Raw genomic sequence first — 2,764 nt, 5'->3', positions numbered from 1 at the left:
TGACGTACTATAACAATTTCAGATATCAATGGAACTTAAAGAAGATGACTCCTGTTCAATACAGAAATCACCTTCTCAAAGTGGCATGACCTTTTTTAAAAATGTCCTTTACATAGGGTACAGTTTAGTACCAAAACCAACCTTATTTTACAAATAGATCAACTTCCATTATCCACTAAATAACCGACTACTAATAAATAGTTAGTTAAAATTAATTCTTCATACACAATCAACATCAAGGTTCATAATATTTTCTTCTCTTTTATGTAATATAGTACCAATTTTTCAGAAATTTTGTTCAAGGCATTTATATAGTTCCCTCATTTACTGTTCAACGTTTGCTTTATGATTAATCATCATCCGTTTAGTTCTGAAAGGGAGTTATCTCCTTCTTTATCCAGTTTACTTATTGCTTTATTTCTGAAAGAGGCATGTCTGTTAAGACATAGTGCAACAACTATATCAATTCAACCCATGTTCTCCTCGTCATATATTCTGTTTCCACATTCATCCCAATTGAAAAAAGGTGTTACCCCTTTTTCATAAAAACGGTATGTAAGGGAGAAATTCCTGTTTTATCTGCAACTACTCTATTCTTATAAGCATTTATATTAAATACAGTCCTATTATATGATAATTGGTTATTTATGGATAATAGTAACAAAATATATTCTATCGAGGTCCATTTTTAAATACAATCAATTTCCATTTGCGATTTTCTCTATCTTCCTTAATGAATCTTTATTAAAAAAGATTTCCTTAATGGTTTGGGGAGCAATATTAATAATTTTTTTTTTGATGGTGGCTTTTTGGTTTAAATACTAGAGACCATTAAACATAAATGGAACTTTAAGGGTGATTTGTCACTTTAGGCGATAATTTGCGCTTATTTTATGTGCTATTATGCACATTCAACTTTAAAAACCAAGCTATCTTCACAAAACAGTTAATGGCTTTTGGTAAAATGTTTTAAAATAGATTCCCCCATTACAGCCTAATTCACGTTATTTGTAAACGGTAAACCACATTAAAACCGCCCATCCGATAACCGACTGAACGTTGTTTTATATACTATTTCTCTACTAATCCTTTATCACTTAAGCACTCCCCTGCAACAATTCAAGGATATGAATATAAACTGGAGAGCTTGCTTGAGCAATGGAGCCACGAGGGGATACAGATCATGGCATTCGATTCGGGAAAAGGGGGGTTATATACTTGAGCTGATCTTCAACTTTTCCATGATTCATCTGCTCAAGCAGGGTGATTCGTCCATGGAGCCTCGGGAGATAGACTTGGCTGAGCCGGTGCGCCGCTCCGTGCTGAAAACGTCTACGATGCTACCATGTCTGAGTATCAGATTTACTACATTGGCGATGAGCTTACCCTACTGATAAAGGCAGATGACCTGGCTGCAGAGGCTGATGGACACTTGCTGTCCAACACCGTGAAGCTTAACCCACTTAGCGTGGTCGCACCCTCTCTGTAGGCAGGATGAATAACAAGGCATGCATACGTATAGTTGATAACGGTAAAGGGATGGACGAGGAAACGCTGTATCATTTGTTCAACCGCTATTACCGGGTACGAATACGAATACGGAAGAATCGACGGTTGGCTCAGTAGATTATCGGGTTCATGTCCTCAAGGTTGCCTAATTAATAAAGTGTCTAACTTTTTGGGTTCACTTCATTGGCGGCCTTCTTATGACGCTAACGCACCCGTTAGTTTAAGTACAATCCTTCACAATCTATTAGTAGGACTCTTCCCAAAAACTATCTAAAGAAATTTTTGATTGCTTCAATGCGTATTTTATGACTACAATCTTCTCACCAAAAAGCCTTACTCTTTCTTTCCTTAAATTGTTTATATTTTAGTGAACCTTCGTATACTCTGAATATTTTTTTACAACTATAACAAAGTACCTCATAGTAAATCATTGTTATCCTCCTATGTGACACATTACTTTTTAGTTGATTTATCGAAGATTGTAAACAGTTCTCTAGTATATTCCTAAACATCTAAATGTGGCTTTCTCATTAATTCACCCGTTAGTTCATTAAGGATTATTGTAGAGTTGACACAAACAGTGCCGAATAAAAATTTGTCATACCTGCTTAATCAGCATTTTTCTTTTCATAAAAAATCAATGCTATATGGATAATTAAAACTATGGAAAGGGCAATAACAATACTAATATCTAGTGTTCCTTCGTCTTCGGGTTTATTAAAAAATCCGTTAATTGTAGTGAATGCTAGTAGAATTAAATAAATATAGATTACATTTTTTGGGATAAATTTAATTGAGAATACCTCCTTTTAGAGTTGATGTTATCAATAGCCTATCAGCAACTATTTTATCTGAAAAGAAAGTGATTTGTTAGAGGCTTCATGTGTTTTTTTGAAAGTACCTCACAGTCCGTCCGAATAAACCGAGCGACTGTACTACAGATATCCATAAAGTCACATTGTGAAAGCAAACGTCATTCACTGTGTGATTACGCTGTGCTTGTGCAACTATCCTGCCCCGTTAGCTGCATAAGAAAAGGGCTGCCACAGCAACCTCAATTAATCAACTAAACACCCGTTAGCCATCCATGAAGCGCAAAAATCAGCGCTTCACCACAGAGAATGAAAATGGTTCAGAACGGTCAATACTGATTCTACGGCTGGGAGAGGAAGGTCGATGAACTATGGTGCGTTAGAGCCCATCCGTTAGTCTGACTCCAACGACCAAGGTGCACCACTGACTGTCGCTCCCTTAC

Annotated in this window: 1 protein-coding gene; it reads left to right on the top strand. The window is 36.3% G+C overall.

Features of this window, described 5'->3' with window-relative positions:
- On the top strand, positions 1-89 hold an 89-nt coding region (locus tag N0M92_RS28940; protein WP_260288566.1), incomplete at its 5' end, for an IS3 family transposase.
- Positions 90-2,764: the final 2,675 nt, after the last annotated feature.

This window comes from Peribacillus aracenensis (assembly GCF_025175645.1).
GTDB classification, from domain to species: Bacteria; Bacillota; Bacilli; order Bacillales; family DSM-1321; genus Peribacillus; species Peribacillus aracenensis.
This window is presented reverse-complemented; position numbering and strand designations above follow the sequence as displayed.